This window comes from Rhizobium sp. LEGMi-198b (assembly GCF_054114205.1).
Map to the genome: position 1 here is coordinate 305,255 of NZ_JBSYVH010000004.1, position 20,656 is coordinate 325,910.

A 20,656-nucleotide genomic window follows, 5' to 3' on the forward strand; every position below is an offset into this window, starting at 1 on the left:
CTACGGCGGGGGCGGGTGCCGATTGGCCTGCAGGCTTCCCTTGGGCGGGAAGGGAAGATCACATCGGCGGAACAGTGCCGTTGACGCCGACGGCAACGAGATTGGTGGAAACGATGCCGTCACCTGTGGTTTGGCCGGTGATGAAGACACCGGCGCCTACCTTCAGATCGTCCTTGGTGGCCGAGGTGAAGGTCACGACCGGAGTTCCGTCCGGAATGTTGATTTTCTTCTCGCCGCCCTTATAGGTCAGGGTGAGCGTCGGGCCATTGACCGACTTGACGGCATTGGCGACCGTGGCATTGGTCATCGAGCTGTTCGGCTTCGAATCCCAGGGGCGGTCGCCTTCGCCGGTGCCCTTCATCGAGGCGGGGAAGATCACGACTTCGATGGCGCCGGCAACGCCGCTGGCGGTTGGCTCATTGGCGATGCCGACGAAATCGCCGGGCTTGATATTGGCGGCTGAGGCCTTGGTGACGCCGGCGACGGCCCAGCCGGATTTCAGCATGACGGCGATGTCCTTGCCGTCGCGGGACTTGACGTTGAGGGTGTCGCCATCGAGGCTTTCGATCGTGCCGCGTACGCGGACGGGGTCGGCGGCATTGGCGCCCTGTAGCGCGGCGAGCGTTACGACAGCGCCGGTGGCCAGTGCCAATATGCCCTTCGTCAGATGCTTGCGATCCATGAATAGTCTCCTTTGATCTACCTACTAATCGGTAGGTTTTTTCGACAGAGCGGCCAAGGTCGGCCAACAGAATTCCTTGCATGAGAGAACCGGAGGAAGTCATCTCGATTGCAACGAAGGCGATCCTATCTACCACTCGGTAGCTCCGCCAATCAAACAAGCGTGAGAGCCGCGTTATCGGTCCACATCACGAAAATCTGAATAATTTCAATGGAGAGTGGCCAGCCGATCGAACAGCGGTTCGACGATGGTGGCAAAGACTGACGGGTCGCCATAGGCTCGCGCCGAGAGCATGGCGCCATGCACGGTTGCCATGAAGGACAGAGCTTCCCCCGCTGCCGGGCGCGGCAAAATAAGACGGCCTTCGGCCGCCCCTTTTTCCATCACGGCGGCAAGCCAACTCGAGAGATCCCGGAAATGCCCTCGCACTTCGGCGGCAACATCGGCCGGCAGCACCGGCAGTTCGGCGGCAAGCATGGCGCAGATGCAGAAGGGTGCGGTATTGTCTCGGATGCATGCTTCCCAGAAGCCCGTATAGGCGCGAAGGCGTGCAACGGGATCGGCAATATTGGCGTCGACCCCGGCGAGACCCTGCCGAGCCTCTTCCCGATAACGCGCCACGACGGTCCTGACGAGATCGGCCTTGGTCGGAAAATGGTGATGAATGCTGGCTTTGCGAATGCCGACCTCTGCCGAAATATCAGCGAAGCTGAAGCTGTTATAGCCGCCCGCGATGATCAGGCCGCGTGCCGATTGGACGATCTCGTCCGCTTTTGTCGAAATATTGCTCATTCACTTTGCCTACCTATTGGTAGGGTGTCTGTCAAGTCCGAGCCAAAACTCCGATCAATTCGGGGATTGAGGTTGAAATTTTGCAGTTTGGCGCAATGTTTAAGCGCAAAAAAGCTGGTTGCCTCAAAATCCCCTTCCTGTCACGTTATGGCTAGGACACGAAAGATTGGAGAACCGAAATGATCGCGATTCGTCCACTTTTGATCGGCCTTACCCTCATCCTTGCGTTGGTGCTGATTGCGCTCAGCATTTTGCTGGTCAATCCCGTAAAGCCCATCCATCAATCCGACAACCTTATCCCGATGCAGACCGAGCCCGCCCAGCGCCAGTAGCGGCTAAGCAATTCCAGGAAAAGTGCGAAGCGGTTTTCCGTCTGGAATGCGTAGAAACAAAGGGATAGAGCGGAAAGCGATTCCGTGAAACGCTTTCCGCTCTACGGTTTCAGCTTGACGGCGTGAAGCGCGCCACCAGCGTATGACGATCGCCGGGATAGGTGAGGCGGACATGTGTGATCGGTCCGAGGTTGCTCCAGGTGCGCCGTTCGATGACGAGGCAGGCGGTGCCTTTGGCAATGTCGAGGCTCGTGGCGGCCTCGCCCTCGGCGGGGATGGCGCGGATCTGGTGCTCGGCCGTGCTCCATGGCACCTGATTGATCAGCCACGGTCCCGGCGGCAATGCGTCGAAATCGACCTGAGCCGCCTCCGGTACGGCGTCGAGATTGATGACGCGGTCTTCCAGACAGAAAGGCCGGCGGCCGGCGTAGTGAATGCAGGTGATGTCCAGCACCGAGACCGCGCCGGCAAATTGCAGCCGCCGCGCATCCTCGGGACGACCCTTGCGCTTGGCGCGTTTCACGATCTTATGGGAGTAGGGCAGGTTCAGCGACAGGATTTCCGACTTGATGTCGTGGATTTCCAACACTGCCGATTGCGCCTGTGGCTGAGTGACGAAACTCCCTGAGCGCTTCCGCCGCTCGATCAATCCGGCCCGGGCAAGCTGCGTCAGCGCCTTGTTCACCGTCATGCGCGAACAGTCATATTGTTCGGCCAGGGCAAGTTCGAAGGGAATCCGATGGCCGGGCGGCCAATCGCCGGAAACGATCCGGCTCTCGATATCGTTCAGGATACGCTGATGGAGCGTCGCCTCTTTACCTGTGGTCATGCCGCCGACCGCTTCCTCGTGAGACCTGGGTAATCGTCACTTTGTTTATTTAGGATTTCATTGTCGCGAGGAAAAATTCTTTTTCAACCGATTAGTTCGCTCATCACAGCGCGGAATCGAGCGGAGATTGCTTCCCGTCTGTTGTGCCGCCCGCCTTCGACCTGTTTGCGGCCCTGCGCCCAGACGCTGTCGACGGCAACGCCGCCGGCAAACATCCATTGATCCAGGATTTGATCGCCGGAGAGATAGGGAACGGCGCTGACATTGAGGGAAACCACATCGGCGTAACGGCCTATGGCGAGCCCGGCCGGCGCCTTCAATGCCACACCGCCACCGGCGATTGCGTGATCGAACAGTGCGCGCGCCGTCGAGCCGCCCGATGAAGCGATGACATTGCGGGCCCTCAGCGCCAGGCGCTGCGAATATTCCAACTGCCGCAGCTCTTCCGGAACGGAAATCAGGATATTGGAATCCGAGCCGATGCCATAGCGGCCGCCTTCCTCCAGAAACAGCGGTGCCGGAAAGGTGCCGTCGCCGAGATTGGCTTCCGTCACCGGGCAGAGGCCGGCGATCGCACCGCTTTTCGCCATCCGCCGGGTTTCGTCATCGGTCATGTGGGTGTCGTGGATTAGGCACCAGCGCCCGTCGACCGGGGCGTGATCGAGCAGCCATTCGACCGGTCGCGCGCCGGACCAGGCAACGCAATCCTCGACTTCCTTCACCTGTTCGGCGACGTGGATATGGATCGGTCCATCATCGGCGAGCGGCACGAGTTTTGCCAGCTCCTCGGGCGTTACTGCCCGCAGGCTGTGCGGGGCAAGGCCGAGTTCGGCACCCGGCACCCGATCAACGATCGTCCGGCAGCCGGCCATCAGGGCCTCGAATCGATCGAGCGAATTGATGAAGCGTCGCTGGCCGTCGATGGGGGCTGCGCCGCCGAAGCCGGAATGGGCGTAGAAGACCGGCAGCAGCGTCAACCCAATGCCGGTTTCAGTGCTTGCCGCGCCGATGCGCTCGGCAAGCTCGGCAATATTGGCATAGGGGCTGCCGTCCTTGTCGTGATGCAGATAATGGAACTCGCCGACCCGGGAAAAACCGGCTTCCAGCATTTCCATGTAGAGCTGCGCGGCCACCGCCTCGACATGATCGGGGGTCATCGAGAGCGCGAACTTGTACATGACGGTCCGCCAGCTCCAGAAGCTGTCGTTCGCCGGGCCTCGGACTTCGGCAAGGCCGGCCATGGCGCGCTGAAAGGCATGGCTGTGGAGGTTGGGCATGGCAGGAACCAGAACGTCGTGCCGCTCGTCACCGGCCTCTGCCGCAACATCAGCCTCGATGCCGGCAATGCGGCCATCCTCCAGAGTCAGTCGGACATTTTCCCGCCAGCCATCCTGAAGCAGTGCCGAACGTGCATGGAGTTTCGTCATGACCTAGCTCTTTCCTTTTGGATACTGAGTCCAAAATCCCTCTTGTCAGTTCTTTTAATATGTATATACATTATGAGCCCATAAGGAAAGGCGTAAAGCTGATGAGTGGGAACAATTTTTCCGGCGATAGCGTAAGATCCGAGGGCGAAAGCCGCCTTTGGCGCAATGCCCGTCTGGCGACCTTGCGAGAGGATGGGCCGGGGCTCGGCATTGTCGAGAAGGGTGCGATCCTGACCAAGGGTGGCCGCATCCTTTTCGCGGGCAGCGAAAGCGATGCGCCTGAGATCGGCGATGCCGAAACCATCGATCTCGAAGGCCGCTGGGTTACGCCCGGTCTCGTCGATTGCCACACGCACATCGTTCACGGCGGTAACCGCGCCCGCGAATTCGAGATGCGTCTGGAAGGCGCGAGTTACGAAGAGATTGCGCGGGCCGGCGGTGGCATCGTTTCCTCCGTCAACGCAACGCGCGCGCTTTCCGTCAACGATCTTATTGCGACGGCCTTGCCGCGCCTCGATACGCTGCTTGCCGAAGGTGTCACCACGATCGAGGTAAAATCCGGCTATGGCCTCAGCATCGAATCCGAATTGAAGATGCTGCAAGCCGCCCGGGCGCTGGAAGACGCCCGTCCGGTCCGCGTCGTCACATCCTATCTCGCCGCGCATGCGACGCCGGCGGATTACAAGGGCCGCAACGACGACTATATTTCCGATGTCGTGTTGCCGGGTCTCGAGCAGGCGCATGCCAAGGGCTTGGCCGATGCCGTCGACGGCTTCTGCGAGGGGATCGCCTTTTCGCCGGCTGAGATTGCCCGCGTCTTCGATCTTGCCAAGTCGCTTGGCATCCCGGTGAAACTGCATGCCGAGCAGCTTTCCAATCTCGGCGGCGCCAAGCTTGCCGCCTCCTATGGCGCGCTTTCCGCCGACCATGTCGAATATCTGGATGAGGACGGCGTGAAGGCGATGGCGGATGCCGGCACGGTCGCGGTCCTTCTGCCCGGCGCCTTCTACGCCATTCATGAGAAGCAGAAGCCGCCGGTCAAGGCGCTGCGCGAGGCGGGTGTTCCAATCTCCATCGCCACCGACTGCAATCCCGGCACCTCGCCGTTGACCTCCATGCTGCTGACGATGAACATGGCAGCAACCCTCTTCGGCCTGACGGTCGAGGAATGCATCGCGGGTGCCACCCGTGAAGGCGCCCGCGCGCTCGGCCTGCTTTCCAAGACCGGCACGCTGGAGGCCGGCAAATCGGCCGATTTCGCCATCTGGAATATCGAAAGCCCTGCCGAGCTTGTCTATCGCATCGGCTTCAATCCGCTCCACGCCCGCATCTTCAAGGGGGAAAGATTCGACCGATGACTGTCACTCTCCATCCCGGCTCCGTTTCGCTGAAACAATTGGCCGCGATCTATTGGACCGGCGAGCCTGCCAAGCTCGATGCCTCCTTCGATGCCGGCATTCTCAAAGCTGCAGCGCGTATCGCCGAGATTGCCGCCGGCAATGCGCCGGTCTACGGCATCAATACCGGCTTCGGTAAACTGGCTTCCATCAAGATCGACAGCGCCGACGTCGCCACCCTGCAGCGCAACCTCATTCTTTCGCATTGCTGCGGCGTCGGCCAGCCGCTGCCGGAGAACGTCGTTCGCCTTATCCTGTCGCTGAAGCTGATCTCGCTTGGCCGCGGCGCTTCCGGCGTGCGTCTGGAACTGGTGCGGTTGATCGAGGCGATGCTGGAAAAGGGCGTCGTGCCCGTCATCCCCGAGAAGGGTTCTGTCGGCGCTTCCGGCGATCTCGCCCCGCTCGCGCATATGACCGCTGTCATGATGGGTCATGGCGATGCCTTTTATGCCGGTGAACGGCTGGACGGCGCAGCCGCGTTGGAAAAGGCCGGACTGACGCCGGTCGTGCTTGCCGCCAAGGAAGGGCTGGCGCTGATCAACGGCACGCAGGTCTCGACCGCGCTCGCGCTTGCCGGTCTCTTTCGCGCCCATCGCGCCGCGCAGGCAGCGTTGATCACCGGCGCGATGTCGACGGATGCCGCCATGGGTTCTTCGGCGCCGTTCCATCCCGATATTCATACGCTGCGCGGCCACAAGGGGCAGATCGATACCGCCGCTGCCCTCCGCGGCCTGCTTGCCGGTTCGGTGATCCGTCAAAGCCACATCGAGGGCGACGAGCGCGTTCAGGATCCCTACTGCATCCGCTGCCAGCCGCAGGTCGACGGCGCCTGTCTGGATCTCCTGCGTTCGGCCGGCCGCACGCTTGAAATCGAGGCCAATGCGGTCACCGACAATCCGCTTGTGCTCTCGGACAATTCCGTGGTTTCCGGCGGCAACTTCCATGCCGAGCCGGTAGCTTTCGCTGCCGACCAGATCGCCATCGCCGTCTGCGAGATCGGCGCGATCTCGCAGCGCCGCATCGCGCTCTTGGTCGATCCGGCACTGAGCTATGGCTTGCCGGCCTTCCTCGCCAAGAAGCCCGGTCTGAACTCCGGACTGATGATTGCCGAGGTAACTTCGGCTGCGCTGATGAGCGAAAACAAGCAGATGTCGCATCCGGCTTCGGTCGATTCGACGCCGACCTCCGCCAATCAGGAGGACCACGTGTCAATGGCATGCCATGGCGCCCGCCGGCTCCTGCCGATGACTGACAATCTCTTCGGCATCGTCGGCATCGAGGCGCTGACGGCCGCACAGGGCGTCGAGCTACGTGCGCCGCTAACCACCAGTCCCGAACTGACACTCGCCATCGCCACCATCCGTGCCGCAGCGCCTACGCTGGATGAAGACCGCTACATGGCAAACGACCTCAAGGCCGCCAGCGACCTCGTCGCTTCCGGCGCACTCAACGCATCCGTATCCGCCGGCATCCTGCCCTCTTTGGAGATATGACATGACCAACCCACGCCATAATATCCGCGAAATCCGCGCGCCTCGCGGCCCGGAGCTCAACGCCAAGAGCTGGATGACCGAAGCGCCGCTGCGCATGCTGATGAACAACCTCGATCCGGACGTTGCGGAAAACCCGAACGAGCTGGTCGTCTACGGCGGCATCGGCCGCGCCGCTCGCACCTGGGACGATTTTGACCGTATCGCCGCGACGCTGAAGACGCTGAACGAAGACGAGACGCTGCTCGTACAGTCCGGCAAGCCGGTCGCCGTATTCCGTACCCATAAGGATGCGCCGCGCGTGCTGATCGCCAACTCCAACCTCGTGCCGCACTGGGCGACCTGGGATCACTTCAACGAGCTGGATAAAAAGGGCCTTGCCATGTACGGCCAGATGACGGCCGGCTCGTGGATCTATATCGGCACGCAGGGCATCGTGCAGGGCACCTACGAGACCTTTGTCGAGGCCGGTCGCCAGCACTATAATGGCAACCTGAAGGGCAAGTGGATCCTGACCGGCGGTCTCGGCGGCATGGGCGGCGCACAGCCGCTGGCCGCCGTCATGGCTGGTGCCTGCTGCCTCGCCGTCGAATCCGACGAAACCCGCATCGATTTCCGCCTGCGCACCCGTTATGTCGACGAAAAGGCGAAGACGCTCGACGAAGCGTTGGCCCTGATCGACAAGTGGACGAAGGCTGGCGAAGCCAAGTCTGTCGGCCTGCTTGGCAATGCTGCCGAAATCTTCCCGGAACTGGTGAAGCGCATGAAGGCTGGCGGCCCGCGCCCCGATATCGTCACCGACCAGACCTCGGCGCACGACCCGCTGAACGGCTACCTGCCGGCCGGTTGGACGGTGGCCGAACACAGGGCCAAGCGAGAGAGCGATCCGAAAGCCGTCGAAGCTGCCGCCCGCGCTTCGATGAAGGTGCATGTCGAAGCCATGGTCGCCTTCTGGGATGCTGGCGTGCCGACGCTCGACTACGGCAACAACATTCGCCAGGTCGCCAAGGATGAAGGCTTCGAAAATGCCTTTGCTTTCCCGGGCTTCGTGCCGGCCTATATCCGTCCGCTCTTTTGCCGCGGCATCGGTCCCTTCCGCTGGGCTGCTCTCTCGGGCGATCCGGAAGATATCTACAAGACCGACGCCAAGGTGAAGGAGCTGCTGCCCGACAACAAGCACCTGCACAACTGGCTGGACATGGCGCGCGAGCGTATCGCCTTCCAAGGTCTGCCGGCACGCATTTGCTGGGTCGGTCTCGGCGATCGCCACCGTCTCGGCCTTGCCTTCAACGAAATGGTCAGGAATGGCGAGCTGAAGGCGCCCGTCGTCATCGGCCGCGACCATTTGGACTCTGGCTCGGTCGCTTCGCCGAACCGCGAAACGGAAGCCATGAAGGACGGCTCGGATGCCGTTTCCGACTGGCCGCTGCTCAACGCCCTGCTCAACACCGCATCCGGCGCTACCTGGGTATCGCTGCATCACGGCGGCGGCGTCGGCATGGGCTTTTCCCAGCACTCCGGCATGGTCATCTGCGCCGACGGCACCGATGATGCGGCCAAGCGCCTGGAGCGCGTTCTCTGGAACGACCCGGCAACCGGCGTCATGCGCCATGCCGATGCCGGCTACGACATCGCCCTCGATTGGGCCAAGAAGCAGGGCCTGCGCCTGCCGGCCATCCTGGGGAACTGAAGCCTACACCAGCCGCACAAGACCGCCGTAGCTTGCGACGGTCTTGTCGGCGGTGATCAGAGAAATACTCTCGACAAAGGCTTGAGCGACCAGAATTCGGTCGAAAGGATCTTTGTGAATATCGGGCAGATCCGCGACCGCGGCCGCGTGCTGTCCGAGAACGGGTAGTTCTTCATATCCGTTTTCAAGCAGATTTTCGTAGAGCCTGCGGGCATCGACCACAAAGTCGGGTCGCGCCAATCCCGTCTTGATCGCCACCTCCCATATGCTAGCAGTCGAAAATGCAATCGTATTGTCGAGGTCTTCAATCAAGTTGCGGGCTTTCTCCGGCAGTCGCTGGGAAGCGACCGTTGCCCAGAGCAGAATATGTGTGTCCAGGAGAAATCTCATCGATCTCTAATGCTTTTGAAATCATTGAGATTGCCACGAAACATCTCCTCGATTTCAGTGGACATCATCGTGTCGAAATCTTCGGGAACCACGATCTCACCTTTCATGAAGCCGATGCGGCGCTTCTTCGGAGCTTCTTTCTCCTCTAGGGGCACAACTTTCACCATCGGCTTGCCCGCCTTGGCGATAATGAAAGCTTCGCCCTTGGCCGCTTTCTCGATCAGTCGCGACAAATGCGTCTTCGCCTCATGTATATTGACGGTTTCCATGACAGGCTCCGAATGGACTTAGTCCACCAAACTTAGTTTACTCTGGATCGAATTGCAATGATTGGACAGGAACCTATGGCAACGCCAAAAATCATGATTCTCCGCCGCGATAGGCACCGTCGCATGCCCTGGAAAAACGGCGGCGGGGAGACGGTGGAGATCGCCGTTTCGCCCGACGGCGCCGGGCTTGCCGACTTCGACTGGCGCGTCAGCATGGCGACCGTTGCCATGGATGGACCGTTCTCGGTCTTTCCGGGCATCGATCGTACGCTATCCATTCTTGATGGCGAGGGTATGACCCTCTTCATCGAGGGGCGCGGGCCGGAGCGCCTGACGCAGGCGAGCGACCCGCTACCCTTTGCCGCCGATGCGCCAACTTCGGCAACTTTGATTGACGGGACGATCACGGATCTCAATGTGATGACGCGGCGGGCGCGCTTTACGCATTCGGTGCGGCGTGTCTCGGTCGACGGAAATAGCGAAGTCGCTTTCGAGGGCGGGACCAGCCTTGTTCTTTGCCATCGCGGCGATGTCGAGATTGACGATGCTGTGCTTGCCGCGGGCGATTGCCTTCTTGTTTCGAATGACGTCGCCACAAGGCGCTCGATCTCTGGCAAGGCGGAGCTGTTCTGCATCGCCATCGAGGCAATATAGTCGGCTATTAACTGCCCCTGGCTTGACACTCACCCGGCTCGACTATCCTATTTCTGCGCAGCAGAGAGGATGCCTGCATGAGCGACGATCAGATCCCCGCCGATAGCAAGCTCACCACGTCAAAGCGCCGCTGGGCGGCGGAGGGCAAGTTTCTGACGGGGCGCATCAGCCGACCCGAGACCGAGCGGCTGCCGCCGGGGCAGCATCTCGTCAAGAACTGGCCGGTGCTCGATCTCGGCGTGCAGCCACATGTGTCCTTGTCGAGCTGGCGGCTCGATGTGGTCGGTTTCGTGGAAACGCGGCTCAGCCTCGATTGGGCGGCTTTCCAGGCGATCGAGCAAAGCACCCGCGTCAGCGACATCCATTGCGTGACGACCTGGTCGCGCTACGACAATCGCTGGGAAGGGGTTTCGACGCGCGATATGCTCGATCTCGCTATGCCGACGGCCGAAGCGCATCATGTGCTGCTGACGAGTTATGACGGCTACACCACCAACCTCCCTCTTTCGGATTTCGCGGCCGAAGATGCGATCCTCGCCACTGCCTGGGAGGGCCAGCCATTGACCGGCGAGCATGGCGGCCCGATGCGTCTCGTCGTGCCACATCTTTATTTCTGGAAGAGCGCGAAGTGGCTGAACCGCATCGAACTCATCAGTGCCGACAGGGCCGGCTTCTGGGAGAAGAATGGCTATCACATGTATGGCGATCCCTGGCGGGAGCAGCGCTATTCGGACGATTGACGCCCGTAGGATGCTGTCGGCGGAGATATAGCTTAGGTAAACTCGGCAGGAATCGCGGTTTCTTATGTCACCGTGTCAATTTTTGATGGCTGCGGCGCGGGTTTGCGGCTTTGCAATCCATGGCGATGGGCGTATTCAATGATCGTATGATTGTTGCCGGAAGCGCCCGGTCCCTTGAACGCCATTCTCTGAAATTTCATGTCATGACCATTGCCCGGACCACAGATCAGCCTTCCGAAGCAAGTTTCGGCCGGCAGTCCCGCATCATCGCCCTTGTCGTCGCCGTCTCCTTCTTCATGCAGATTCTGGACGGCACCATCGTCACGACCTCATTGCCGCAGATGGCTATGACCTTCGGCATCCAGCCGGTGTCGATGAGCATCGGCATTACGGTCTATCTGTTGACGATGGCGGCCTTCGTGCCGCTGGCGGGCTGGGCCGGCGACCGCTACGGCGCGCGGCGGGTGTTTTTGGCGTCGATCGCCATCTTCACCGTGGCGTCGCTGTTCTGCGGCCTCTCCGGCAATCTCTTCGAATTCGTCATTGCCCGCGCCGTACAGGGCGTCGGCAGCGCGTTGATGACGCCGGTCGGTCGCATCATCGTGCTGAAAAACGCGCGCAAATCCGATCTGGTGCATGCCGTGTCGATGATTACCTGGCCGGCGCTGACGGCTCCGGTCATCGGCCCGGTGCTCGGCAGCTTCATCACCACCTATTTCAGTTGGCACTGGAATTTCCTGATCAATATTCCGATCGGGATCATCGGCCTCGGCCTCGTCCTGCGCTTCGTGCCGGATCAGCGGGAGGAAAAGGTCGCGCGGCTCGATTTCATCGGCTTCCTGCAATCGGCGGCGGGGCTGACCTTCCTGCTGGCCGGTCTGGAGTTCGTGGTCCAGGGGACGACGGGATTGGCGCCCAGCATCGGGCTCATTGCCGCCGGCGTGGTTTTCTCCGTCATCGCCACCCGGCATTTCATGAGGGTCGATGCGCCCTTGCTCGATCTCTCCGCCTTCAAGGTGCAGACCTTCGCCATGTCGACGCTTTCGGCGGGAACGGCAAGCCGGGTTGCGATCAATGCCACGCCCTTCCTGATCCCGCTGCTTTTCCAGGTCGGCTTCGGGCGTACGGCGATCGACGCCGGCACCTATCTGCTCTTCTACTTCGCGGGCAATCTCGGCATGAAGGCGATCACCACGCAGATGTTGAAAGTCTTCGGCTTCCGCAACGTGCTTGTTGTCAATGGCCTGATCTCGTCGGCCAGCATCGGTGGATGCGCGTTTCTGTCGCCGTCGACGCCGGATCTGCTGATATATTGCCTGCTATTCATTGCTGGCCTGTCGCGTTCAATGAACTTCACGGCGCTGAATACGCTCGGCTTTGCCGATATCCATGCGGCGCAGCGCAGTTCCGCCTCGACGCTCTCGAGCATGCTGCAGCAGGTCTCGCTGTTGCTCGGCGTTGCCGTCGCCGCCGCCGTGCTCAATCTCTCGCGCATCATCCATGGCGGAGAGACGCTTTCCCTTGTCGATTTTCACTGGGCTTTTCTGGTCGTTTGCCTCATTGGCGCGGTCTCGTCGCTGCGCTTCCTCCGCTTGCCGCATGATGCGGGTGCCGAGGTGTCGCGGCATCGCATCAAGACATGAACATGGCTTTCAAATAATTGCGATATTTGACCTGCCCGCCGCTGTAAATCGGGTTACAGGCTCCCATATGAATAGAGGTTCAACGCCCATGGGAGGCAGTCTTATGCTGCTTAAAGCTCTTACCATTTCGGCCCTCGTCATCGGAATGTCCAGCGTCGCCATGGCGGGGCCGGCGCATAAACATCGCACCACAACGTTCGACGCACAGGCAATCCAGACCGACGTCGGCAATTTTGACCATTCCAAGGACGCAATCCTTCCGGATGGTACGATCAACACCGATCCGTCTGTGACCGGCCCGATCAGAGCGGGCGATGCGATATCGAGGCTGCAATGCGCGGCGGCGCCAAACGCCGTTGGCGTTTCGAACACATACGCCGCCGGTCCCACCTCGCTTTGCCCTGGGCAGTAGTTTCGAAGCAGACAGGTTAGACCACCTCGATATCGGTCTGGGCGAATGCATCGCTCCGGAACAGAAGCGGCTGGCGATAATAGCGGGCGCAGGCATAGGTCATGCAGTCGTCGAGGCTGAGAGCCGCCGGATGGCGACCCTCGCCGTACCGCTCATGAGCTTCGATCGCCAGAAAGGCGGCCCGCGGCGGAATTGCGAGAAGCTGGATGTTCATCAGCTCCAGAAACGTCCGGACCGCATTCCCGGCGTCGACGATTGTGAGGTCAAGACGGCCGGCGACGCTGATCGCCGCCTGGGTTACCGCTAGCGGCGACGTCATGCGCGCGGTCGCAGCCTGCATGCGGGCGGCAAAGTTGCGGGCTTCTTCCTCATCGGTCATCATTGCGGAAAGCACCGAGGCATCGACAAACATCAGGCATCCCCTTCCGAAAGAGCATCCGCCTTGGTGCCGGCCTTCTGCTTCAGGTTACGACAGAAAGTGACGGCGATATCGACAAGCGACGGCTTGGCAAGCTCCTCGTTCAGCGCCTTTTGCAATGCCAGCCGCACGGCTTCGGTTTTGGTGGACGTTTTCGTCAGCGCCTGGTAGCGCCGGGCCAATCGATCGATGGCATCGTCTTTGATGTAGAGAGGCATGGGATATCCATTTCTTTAGAGATGGATATCCTTAGAATATATCCACGAGGAGGACAATCATCGCGGTAGTCGGGATCGGGCAATAGCGGGCACTTCGTCCGAAGAAATGTTTCCGCGATATTTACATGACGAACATCATCTAACGTGATAGCAATAGCTTGATCCCTTAACTTGCAGATTGCGAGGAGCCATCATGTCCGTTACCGATCCTGTCGTTATCGTCTCCGCTACGCGCACGCCGCTCGGCCGTTTCCAGGGCGAATTGTCATCGTTGCAGGCGCCGGAACTCGGCTCCCATGTCATCCGTGCTGCCTTGGAGCGTGCCGGATTGTCGGCGGAGAAGGTGGACGAGGTGCTGTTCGGCTGCGTCCTGCCGGCGGGGCAGGGGCAGGCACCGGCGCGGCAGGCGGCGCGCGGCGCGGGAATGCCGGATGCGGTTGGTGCCACCACGATCAACAAGGTCTGCGGTTCCGGCATGAAGGCGACCATGCTGGCGCATGACCTGATCCTTGCCGGTTCCGCCTCGATCGCGGTCTCCGGCGGCATGGAGTCGATGTCGAATGCGCCCTATCTGCTCGCCAAGGCGCGGGGCGGCTATCGCATGGGCCATGACCGCATTTTCGACCACATGATGCTCGACGGGCTGGAAGACGCCTATGAGAAGGGCCGCTCGATGGGCGACTTCGGCGAGTTGGCGGTGGAAGCCTATCAGTTTAGCCGTGACGACCAGGATGCCTATGCCGTCGAGACGCTGACGCGGGCGCGCAAAGCGATCGAGACAGGGGCATTCGAGGCCGAGATTACGCCGATTTCCGTTGCTGCCAAGGGCGGACCGGTGACGATCGCCAAGGATGAGCATCCGCAGAAAGTCTCGCCGGAAAAAATCCCCGCGCTGAAGCCGGCTTTCCGCAAGGACGGTACCATCACCGCAGCCAGTGCCTCGGCCAATGCGGACGGCGCGGCTGCGCTGGTGCTGACGCGACGCTCGATCGCCGAGCGTGAGGGACTGCCGATCCTCGCCGAGATCAAGGCGCATGCCACCCATAGCCAGGAGCCGGCGTGGTACACGACCGCGCCGATTCCGGCGATCCGCAAGGTGTTGGACAAGACCGGCTGGAAGGTCGGCGATGTCGACCTCTTCGAGATCAACGAAGCCTTCGCCGTCGTCGCCATGGCCGCCGCCAAGGATCTCGGCATTGCCCGCGACCGCCTCAACGTCAACGGAGGCGCCTGTGCGCTGGGCCATCCGATCGGAGCTACGGGCGCGCGGCTGATCGTAACGCTGCTGCACGCGCTGGAGCGCCAGGGTGCAACGCGAGGTGTCGCCGCACTCTGCATCGGCGGCGGCGAGGCGACGGCGATTGCGGTGGAGCGGGTAAACTAAAGATAGGGGGCGGTGGCCGCCTCGTTCTTCGAGGCCCTGTCGCTTCGCTAACGCTTCATCGCCTGGGCACCTCAGAATGAGGCGGAGAGAGTGCGACGGAAAGGCGTCAGAAGGTCAGGTGGCTGGCGAGAAGATCAGCCCTCACTCTGAGGTGCGGAGGCTGAAGCCGGAGCCTCGAAGAGCGAGGGCGGGTGGCTGGGCAACCTCACCCCTCCGATAGCTCCTCCAGGATCGGGCAGTCCGGCCGCTCATTGCCCTGGCAGGCATGCACGAGATGTTCCAGCGTGCGGCGCAGCTCGGTCAGTTCGCGGATCTTGCGGTCGATCTCGGTGAGCTTCGATGTGGCGATTTCCTTGACGTCGGCGCTGGCACGGCTTTTGTCTTCGTAGAGGGCCAGCAGTTGCCGGCACTCATCGACGGAGAAGCCGAGGCTGCGGGAGCGGTGCAGGAAGCGTAGCTTGTGCACGTCGTCAGAGCCATAGTCGCGGTAGCCGTTGTCGCCTCGATCGGGGCGGATCAGGCCGATATCCTCGTAGTAACGGATTGTCTTTGCCGGCAGGCCGGAGCGGCCCGATGCTTCGCCGATATTCATGTGAACCCTCCTTATTTCGGTAGAGCGCTGTGCGTTCGTTTGAACGCACAAAGGTCGCTCTAGTCTTTTGAATCTAGAGCATCTTATCCGCTTACAGGCTGTTCCGCCTGAAAGCGGGATGCTCTAGTCTCAGCCGCAGCGCGTTGGCGATGACCGAGACCGAGGACAGGCTCATGGCCGCCGCCGCGATCATCGGCGATAGAAGCAGGCCGAAGACCGGGTAAAGCACGCCCGCGGCAAGCGGCACGCCGAGAGCATTGTAGCCGAAGGCGAAGGCCAGGTTTTGTTTGATGTTGCGGATCGTGGCTTCCGAAAGGTGCCGTGCCCTGACGATGCCATTGAGATCGCCCTTCACCAGGGTGATGCCGGCACTTTCCATCGCGACATCGGCGCCAGTGCCCATGGCGATGCCGACATCGGCGGCGGCCAGCGCCGGCGCGTCGTTGACGCCGTCACCGGCCATGGCGACCACCTTGCCCTTGGCTCGCAGCTCGTCGATCAGCGTTTTCTTCCCTTCGGGCAACATATCGGCGCGGATTTCGTCGATGCCGAGACGCGCAGCGACGGCCTTGGCGGTCTTAGCGTTGTCACCCGTTGCCATGATGATCATCAAGCCGCTGTCGTGCAGTGCCTTGATGGCGGCCGCTGTCGTCGGCTTGATCCGGTCGGCAACGGCGATGATGCCGGCCAACCGGCCATCGAGGGCGACGAACATCACGGTCTTGCCGTCACCGCGCAGACGCTCGGTTTCAGCCTGCAGCTCGTCGGTCGCAACGCCGAGATCGGTCATCATCGCGACATTGCCGAGGGCGATCGCCGTATCGCCGGCGCGGCCCTCCACGCCCTTGCCGGTCTTTGCCGCGAAGCCGGATATGTCGAAAAGGCTCGCGCCGCGCTCCTGTGCGCCGGTTACGATCGCTTCGGCCAGTGGATGTTCGGAGCCGCGTTCCAGGCTGGCTGCGAGCGACAGCAGGCGGGTTTCGTCGACGCCGGCGGCGGGGACGACATCGGTCAGGTTCGGCCTGCCCTCGGTCAATGTGCCGGTCTTGTCGACGATCAGCGTGTCGACCTTGGCGAAGCGCTCCAGCGCCTCGGCGTCGCGCACCAGTACGCCCTCCTGCGCGCCTCGGCCGGTGGCGATCATGATCGACATCGGCGTGGCAAGCCCCAATGCGCAGGGGCAGGCGATGATCAGGACGGCGACGGCGGCGAGCAGTGCCTGCGCCAGCCTCGGCTCCGGTCCGACAAAGGCCCAGACCGCAAAGGCGATGATGGCGGCAACCACGACGGCGGGCACGAAGACGGCCGAAACACGATCCACCATCGTCTGGATCGGCGCGCGGGACCGCTGCGCCTTGGCGACCAACTCGACGATGCGCGATAGTGTCGTTTCCGCGCCGACCTTTTCGGCGATCATGATCAGCGTGCCGTTCTTGTTGATCGTACCGCCGGTCAGCGCGTCGCCTTCGGTCTTCTCGACCGGGAGCGGCTCGCCCGTGATCATGGATTCGTCGATGGTCGACTGTCCCTCGGCAACGGAGCCGTCCACCGGCACGCGCTCGCCGGGCCGAACGCGCAGATGGTCGCCGGCCAGGATATGATCGATAGGCACATCCGTCTCGCTACCGTCGGCGCCGATGCGGCGGGCGGTCTTGGGTGCGAGGTCGAGCAGCGCGCGGATCGCCGAGTCGGTGCGCTCGCGCGCCTTCAGCTCCAGCACCTGGCCGACGAAGACCAGGGCGACGATGACCGCAGCGGCTTCGAAATAAACGGGCACAGCCTCGCCATGGCCGCGAAAGCTCATAGGGAAAATACCGGGCGCCAGCGTTGCCACGAGGCTGTAGAGATAGGCCGTGCCGACGCCGAGGCCGATCAGGGTCCACATGTTGGGGCTACGGTTGCGAACCGAATTCCACGCCCTGCGGAAGAAGGGGAGAGCGGCCCAGAGCACGACCGGGGTCGCGAGCGCCAGCTCGATCCAGGTGGCGGTGGGCTCGCCGATTTGGTCGCGCAGAGGGAGGCCGAACATTGGTCCCATACTGAGGATCAACAGCGGCAGCGACAGGGCAGCGCTCATCCAGAGGCGTCGTGTGAAATCGACAAGCTCCGGGTTCGGGCCTTTATCGGCGGCTGGCACCCCCATCGGTTCGAGGGCCATGCCGCATATCGGGCAATCGCCGGGATGATCGCTGATCACCTCGGGGTGCATCGGGCAGGTATAGAGCGTGCCCTTCGGAATCGGTTTCGGTGTTGGCTTTTCGTCACCAAGATAGGCCACCGGGTCGGCTTCGAATTTTGCTTTGCAGCCTGCGGAGCAAAAATAGAATTTCTCGCCCTCATGCTTCAGGAAATGTCGCGCGGTGGCGCGGTCGACATCCATGCCGCAAACCGGGTCTTTGGCCGTCAGGTAATTTTCGGGCGTTGCTTCGAATTTGTCGCGGCAACCTTCGCTGCAAAAGTGGAATGTATGGCCACGATAGTCCAGCGATGGTTTGCCCGCCTTGGGATCGACGGTCATGCCGCAGACGGGATCGCGGATCACCGCATCCTGTGGCGCATCGTGATGATGATGGTGGTGGTCATGTTCGTCGTGGAATGCCATCGGAAACTCCAGCGCTCGGAAGCGAGCATGGCTAGGTTTATGAACCTTCCTGTTACTGGAAGGTCAAGAGGAAAATAGGAAGTACCGTCCACAGTTGAAAGAGGCTGCTTTCTATCCCGATGCCGTTAGGGGTGTTAACTTCCGTTAGATCAAATCAATCATGGGATTCCAATGCGATATGATCTTGCCAACTTGCCGCTGACGACACTTCTGCCCGCGATGACCAGAGCAGAGGATATGCTGGCGCGGCTGGATGAGCGAGCGTTGCGGCATGCTGTCGGCAACGGTTTTCGTGAGCGCGGGCATTTTTTCGATGCCGTTGGCGCGCTCTGGGTTGGCGGCGAACTGGTGCACGTCGAGGATCTGGTACTGCATGATGCACATGTCGACGCTCGCGCGCCGACGCATGAGCTGGTCATTGCGCATGCTGTGCTGCGCGCCCGGCGACGGCTGTGGAGCGCCGAGCCGGACTGGGGGCTGGGAATGGCTGGCATTGCCGCCCTGCGCGGCGACATCGGCGATGCTGAGGAAACGGCCACTCCGCGCCCCATCTCTGTCGAGATGGCGGAAATGGAAGAGGAGGAGGATGACGATGATGATGATTTCGGCATGGACTTTGCCGAGATCGATGCCGTCATCGCCCGCTCCGGCCAGGTGCTGGATGGAAAGATTCCCGAAGCCAGGATGGTGATGGCAGACGATCCGCTCGGCCTGATTCGTGACGACGATTGGGACGAGAACGAGCGGCTGGAGACCTGGCGCGCCATCATCCACCAGGCCGATCTCCTGCCGCCGGCTTTGGGTGGTGCCGTGCTGTTCGATGCATGGGAGCGGATCGAGCCGCTGCGGCGGCAGCATTGGCTCGGCAGCCTGCTCGTCAGCGCCTATCTTCGCAGTCGCGGCAAAGTCACGTCGCACCTCTTCTGCCTCAATACCGGGCTGAAGTCCGTACGGCGGGAGCGCCGCCGCTCGCCGGACGGCACCATGCGATTGACTGCTTTTCTTGAAGCCATGGCACTATCGGCCGAAGCGGGGCTGAAGGAGCTCGATCGCCTGTCGCTCGCCAAGATACAGATGGAACAGCGGCTCAAGGATCGGCGGTCGAATAGCAGTTTGCCCGGCGTCATCGAGATCGTGCTTTCCCGGCCCATCGTCTCCGCCAGCATGGTTGCCCGCCATGTCGGTGTCACTTCCCGTGGCGCCCTCAATCTGGTGACGGAACTCGGTGTGCGCGAGATGACCGGACGCGGGCGTTATCGCGGCTGGGGTGTCCTTTGATGCGGTGAGCGCTAGATTGCTCATCGGAAGGTGGTGCCGTCATTGTTCGAAGGACGGAATGGGGCTAGCCTGATATTCCCGCCTTCACGGACATGCACCCATGCCTCTGATCGATACCGCCAATGCCTTCATCGAGCTCTTCGCACAACCCGTCCGTGCCACGGATAGCGGCTCGGTGGCGGGGCTGACCTTTGCTGCCAAGGACAATATCGATGTCGAAGGGCGGATCACCGGCAACGGCAATCCGATCTGGCGGCGCGCCCATGGCCCGGCGGTAGCGCATGCGCCTGTCGTCGCCCGACTGCTGGCAGAGGGGGCAGTGCTCGCCGGCAAGACGCATATGGATGAATTTGCCTATAGTCTGATGGGCACCAACGCGCATTACGGCACGCCGCTGAACAGCGCGGCGCCCGACCGTGTGCCGGGTGGTTCCTCTTCCGGCTCGGCTTCGGCGGTGGCCGCCGGCCTGGTGGAATTCGCGCTGGGGACGGATACCGGCGGCTCGGTACGGCTGCCGGCCTCCTTCAACGGCATTTTCGGCATGCGGCCCAGTCATGGGGCGATCGACATGGGCGGCGTGGTGCCGCTCAGCCCCGGTTTCGATACGCTTGGCTGGTTTGCCCGCGATGTCGAAACGCTGGTTCGCGTCGGTCGCGCCCTTGGTCTTGCCGGCGAGGCGAATTTTTCGACGGCCTGGCTGCCTTCGGATATCTGGACGGGCGTCGATCCGGGACTTGCCGCATTGCTGCGGCCGATGACGGAAAAGATCGCGGCGTTGTTCGACAAAACCGTTACCGATCCGTTGCCGATCGTCGGGCCGGAAGAAAGGTCAGAAGCCTTTCGCTTCTGGCAGGGCTATGATGCATGGAAAGCGCTGGGCGGCTGGATCGAGGCGCATGATGTCGACCTCGGGCCTGACATCGCCTCGCGTTTCGCCGTGGCGCGATCCGTCAGCGACGAGACCTTTGCCAAGGTCGATGCGGTGCGCCACGAAATTGCTACTGCAATGGACGCGGCACTTGCCGGCGGTTTGGTGATGATCATCCCCACGGGCCCGGGTCCTGCGCCGCGCAGGGATTCATCGCAAGAGATATTCGACGCCTACCGGCAGCAGGCCATAGGCCTCCTCTCGATCGCCGGCCACGCCAGCCTGCCGCAGATTTCCATGCCGGCCGGGAAGATGGATGGCGGACCGGTAGGGCTGTCGGTCATCGGCCGCCGCGGTTGCGATGGCGGGTTGTTGGATCTGCTGAAAAGGCTGTGATGCCTGCCCTCGCGGCCCTTGTCGATTGCCTGACGATCAGCCCGCATCCGCTGGATGCCCGAGGGCCGCCTGGGTTGGCGGGAGCCACCTCCAGCGTGCCGACGACGGCGGGAATGATCTGGCTGCCCGAACCATAAGCGTCGCTCAGAGTTT

General features: G+C 61.8%; 22 protein-coding genes. 12 read left to right on the forward strand and 10 right to left on the reverse strand.

Annotated features, from left to right (window positions below):
* Positions 1-58: 58 nt before the first annotated feature.
* Positions 59-682 (reverse strand): hypothetical protein, encoded by a 624-nt coding sequence (locus ACXHXG_RS17915; protein WP_457900159.1) that lies wholly within the window; start codon positions 680-682, stop codon positions 59-61.
* A 207-nt stretch (positions 683-889) separates the two neighbouring features.
* Positions 890-1,474, reverse strand: coding sequence for a TetR/AcrR family transcriptional regulator (locus ACXHXG_RS17920; RefSeq protein ID WP_104824749.1), 585 nt, complete (start codon positions 1,472-1,474; stop codon positions 890-892).
* Positions 1,475-1,653: 179 nt separating this feature from the next.
* Between ACXHXG_RS17920 and ACXHXG_RS17925 the strand changes: the two genes are divergently transcribed.
* On the forward strand, positions 1,654-1,806 hold the full coding sequence (locus ACXHXG_RS17925) for a hypothetical protein (protein WP_158704499.1): 153 nt from the start codon (positions 1,654-1,656) through the stop codon (positions 1,804-1,806).
* A 109-nt stretch (positions 1,807-1,915) separates the two neighbouring features.
* On the opposite strand, the gene hutC is transcribed toward ACXHXG_RS17925, so the two are convergent.
* Both hutC and ACXHXG_RS17935 read right to left on the reverse strand, forming a co-directional pair.
* Positions 1,916-2,635: a histidine utilization transcriptional repressor HutC gene (gene hutC, locus ACXHXG_RS17930; RefSeq protein WP_104824748.1), complete on the reverse strand. Its 720-nt coding sequence runs from the start codon at positions 2,633-2,635 to the stop codon at positions 1,916-1,918.
* Positions 2,636-2,718: 83 nt separating this feature from the next.
* Complete coding sequence (locus ACXHXG_RS17935; RefSeq protein ID WP_457900160.1) at positions 2,719-4,062, reverse strand: formimidoylglutamate deiminase; 1,344 nt, start codon at positions 4,060-4,062, stop codon at positions 2,719-2,721.
* Between the two features lie 101 nt (positions 4,063-4,163).
* On the opposite strand from ACXHXG_RS17935, the gene hutI reads away from it, so the two are divergent.
* Genes hutI through hutU form a run of 3 tightly spaced genes read left to right on the forward strand, consistent with a single transcriptional unit; the run spans position 4,164 to position 8,639 of the window.
* Positions 4,164-5,420 (forward strand): imidazolonepropionase, encoded by a 1,257-nt coding sequence (hutI, locus tag ACXHXG_RS17940; RefSeq protein WP_457900161.1) that lies wholly within the window; start codon positions 4,164-4,166, stop codon positions 5,418-5,420.
* Entirely contained in the window at positions 5,417-6,952 is a 1,536-nt protein-coding gene (gene hutH, locus ACXHXG_RS17945; protein WP_457900162.1) for a histidine ammonia-lyase, read from the forward strand. The genes hutI and hutH overlap by 4 nt, the downstream gene beginning before the upstream one ends.
* A 1-nt stretch (position 6,953) precedes the next feature.
* The gene (gene hutU, locus ACXHXG_RS17950) at positions 6,954-8,639 is read left to right on the forward strand and encodes a urocanate hydratase (RefSeq protein WP_104824744.1); all 1,686 of its coding nucleotides are present in this window, start codon (positions 6,954-6,956) and stop codon (positions 8,637-8,639) included.
* A 3-nt stretch (positions 8,640-8,642) separates the two neighbouring features.
* Here hutU and ACXHXG_RS17955 read toward each other — a convergent pair whose 3' ends face one another.
* On the reverse strand, positions 8,643-9,029 hold the full coding sequence (locus ACXHXG_RS17955) for a type II toxin-antitoxin system VapC family toxin (RefSeq protein ID WP_457900163.1): 387 nt from the start codon (positions 9,027-9,029) through the stop codon (positions 8,643-8,645).
* Complete coding sequence (locus ACXHXG_RS17960; protein ID WP_457900164.1) at positions 9,026-9,298, reverse strand: type II toxin-antitoxin system Phd/YefM family antitoxin; 273 nt, start codon at positions 9,296-9,298, stop codon at positions 9,026-9,028. Before ACXHXG_RS17960 ends, ACXHXG_RS17955 begins: the two co-directional genes overlap by 4 nt.
* Positions 9,299-9,388: 90 nt before the next feature.
* Between ACXHXG_RS17960 and ACXHXG_RS17965 the strand changes: the two genes are divergently transcribed.
* The 4 genes from ACXHXG_RS17965 (at position 9,389) to ACXHXG_RS17980 (ending at position 12,747) form a co-directional block, all read left to right on the forward strand.
* Complete coding sequence (locus tag ACXHXG_RS17965) at positions 9,389-9,952, forward strand: HutD/Ves family protein (RefSeq protein ID WP_457900290.1); 564 nt, start codon at positions 9,389-9,391, stop codon at positions 9,950-9,952.
* A 77-nt stretch (positions 9,953-10,029) separates the two neighbouring features.
* Complete coding sequence (locus ACXHXG_RS17970; RefSeq protein WP_457900165.1) at positions 10,030-10,692, forward strand: sulfite oxidase-like oxidoreductase; 663 nt, start codon at positions 10,030-10,032, stop codon at positions 10,690-10,692.
* A gap of 203 nt (positions 10,693-10,895) precedes the next feature.
* Positions 10,896-12,335: an MFS transporter gene (locus ACXHXG_RS17975; RefSeq protein WP_104825260.1), complete on the forward strand. Its 1,440-nt coding sequence runs from the start codon at positions 10,896-10,898 to the stop codon at positions 12,333-12,335.
* 103 nt (positions 12,336-12,438) lie between these two features.
* On the forward strand, positions 12,439-12,747 hold the full coding sequence (locus ACXHXG_RS17980) for a hypothetical protein (protein ID WP_104824741.1): 309 nt from the start codon (positions 12,439-12,441) through the stop codon (positions 12,745-12,747).
* A 16-nt stretch (positions 12,748-12,763) separates the two neighbouring features.
* Here ACXHXG_RS17980 and ACXHXG_RS17985 read toward each other — a convergent pair whose 3' ends face one another.
* Positions 12,764-13,159, reverse strand: coding sequence for a type II toxin-antitoxin system VapC family toxin (locus ACXHXG_RS17985; RefSeq protein ID WP_104824740.1), 396 nt, complete (start codon positions 13,157-13,159; stop codon positions 12,764-12,766).
* The gene (locus tag ACXHXG_RS17990) at positions 13,159-13,383 is read right to left on the reverse strand and encodes a type II toxin-antitoxin system VapB family antitoxin (protein ID WP_104824739.1); all 225 of its coding nucleotides are present in this window, start codon (positions 13,381-13,383) and stop codon (positions 13,159-13,161) included. Before ACXHXG_RS17990 ends, ACXHXG_RS17985 begins: the two co-directional genes overlap by 1 nt.
* A 193-nt stretch (positions 13,384-13,576) precedes the next feature.
* Here ACXHXG_RS17990 and ACXHXG_RS17995 point away from each other — a divergent pair, with 193 nt between their 5' ends.
* Positions 13,577-14,767: an acetyl-CoA C-acyltransferase gene (locus ACXHXG_RS17995; RefSeq protein ID WP_285168314.1), complete on the forward strand. Its 1,191-nt coding sequence runs from the start codon at positions 13,577-13,579 to the stop codon at positions 14,765-14,767.
* A gap of 205 nt (positions 14,768-14,972) precedes the next feature.
* On the opposite strand, the gene cueR is transcribed toward ACXHXG_RS17995, so the two are convergent.
* On the reverse strand, positions 14,973-15,359 hold the full coding sequence (gene cueR, locus ACXHXG_RS18000; RefSeq protein WP_104824736.1) for a Cu(I)-responsive transcriptional regulator: 387 nt from the start codon (positions 15,357-15,359) through the stop codon (positions 14,973-14,975).
* Between the two features lie 91 nt (positions 15,360-15,450).
* Positions 15,451-17,961, reverse strand: a complete 2,511-nt coding sequence (locus ACXHXG_RS18005; protein WP_457900166.1) for a heavy metal translocating P-type ATPase — start codon at positions 17,959-17,961, stop codon at positions 15,451-15,453.
* Positions 17,962-18,132: 171 nt separating this feature from the next.
* On the opposite strand from ACXHXG_RS18005, the gene ACXHXG_RS18010 reads away from it, so the two are divergent.
* The 3 genes from ACXHXG_RS18010 to ACXHXG_RS18020 all read left to right on the forward strand — a co-directional run bounded on the left by ACXHXG_RS18010 (position 18,133) and on the right by ACXHXG_RS18020 (position 20,640).
* Positions 18,133-19,239: an RHE_PE00001 family protein gene (locus ACXHXG_RS18010; protein WP_457900167.1), complete on the forward strand. Its 1,107-nt coding sequence runs from the start codon at positions 18,133-18,135 to the stop codon at positions 19,237-19,239.
* A 100-nt stretch (positions 19,240-19,339) separates the two neighbouring features.
* Positions 19,340-20,503 (forward strand): amidase, encoded by a 1,164-nt coding sequence (locus tag ACXHXG_RS18015; protein WP_457900168.1) that lies wholly within the window; start codon positions 19,340-19,342, stop codon positions 20,501-20,503.
* Positions 20,503-20,640 carry a hypothetical protein gene (locus ACXHXG_RS18020; RefSeq protein WP_285168318.1) on the forward strand — a complete coding sequence of 46 codons (138 nt, stop codon included), beginning with the start codon at positions 20,503-20,505 and terminating at the stop codon, positions 20,638-20,640. The genes ACXHXG_RS18015 and ACXHXG_RS18020 overlap by 1 nt, the downstream gene beginning before the upstream one ends.
* The last annotated feature ends 16 nt before the right edge of the window (positions 20,641-20,656 follow it).